The following is a 527-nucleotide window of genomic DNA, read 5'->3' as shown; positions in this document are numbered from 1 at the left end:
CGGTGCCCACCCAGCGGCGTGCCGACCAGGTGCCGTCGTACTGCACGGTCGCCTTCGTCGCAGCCGTGGCCGAGCCGTCGCTGATCGACACCGTCGACCACGTCGTACCCACACCCGTGAACGTCACCCAGCCCTGCTGCGTGTGACCGTCGTCGTTCCGAGGCGTCGTGACCGAGAAGTCCTGCTCGACGACCGCGTCCGAGAACAAGCGGATGTTCTCCAGCCTGTTCTCCCCCAACGCAGCCTTCTGCGAGACCGACATCGTGTACGACGCGTTGCCCAGGTACCGGACCGCACTCCACGTGCCATCCTCACGCACCTCCGTCGACACACCCGCACCGGTCGACGGCGCCACCGTCACCGTCGCACCGGGCTGACCGGTGCCCGAGAACGTCACATCACCCGGAGTGAACGTGTCACCATCAGCGAGGTTGTCCAGCGTCACACCCGCATACGACGACACGAACGTCACCGGAGCGGAACCCGTGGCCTGGAACCCGCCCTGGACGCTCGTCCCGACGAACGTG

Annotated in this window: 1 protein-coding gene; it reads right to left on the bottom strand. The window is 67.2% G+C overall.

All coding sequences use genetic code 11. The features are described from left to right. On the bottom strand, window positions 1-527 hold a 527-nt coding region (locus tag IFT51_RS14760), incomplete at both ends, for a hypothetical protein (protein WP_197982093.1).

It is taken from the genome of Frigoribacterium sp. CFBP 13712, from assembly GCF_014842255.1.
Classification (GTDB): Bacteria; Actinomycetota; Actinomycetes; order Actinomycetales; family Microbacteriaceae; genus Frigoribacterium.
This window is presented reverse-complemented; position numbering and strand designations above follow the sequence as displayed.